Below are 229 nucleotides of genomic sequence, written 5' to 3'. Positions count from 1 at the left end.
AAAAAATACATCGTCTTCATGACGGACGGCGACAATAACAACGACAGCAGCGGTGGCCGTTCATATGACACGCTGACCAAGGCAACATGTGACACGGCCAAGTCCAAGGGCATCGAGATCTATACGATCGCCTTCATGGCGCCCGCGGGCGGGCAGGCCCTGCTGCACTATTGCGCCTCCGATGACTCCCATTATTTCCAGGCAGAAAAAATGGAAGACCTCCTCGCCG

At 55.5% G+C, this 229-nt stretch carries 1 protein-coding gene; it reads left to right on the top strand.

Annotated elements, in window-relative coordinates; genetic code table 11:
* On the top strand, window positions 1–229 hold a 229-nt coding region (locus EOD29_RS35610; protein ID WP_127248950.1), incomplete at both ends, for a VWA domain-containing protein.

Origin of the sequence: Mesorhizobium sp. M1A.T.Ca.IN.004.03.1.1, from assembly GCF_003997555.1 — a bacterium.
Taxonomy (GTDB): domain Bacteria; phylum Pseudomonadota; class Alphaproteobacteria; order Rhizobiales; family Rhizobiaceae; genus Mesorhizobium.
Note: the sequence above shows the minus strand (reverse complement) of the source record. Positions and strands in the feature narration are given on the sequence as shown.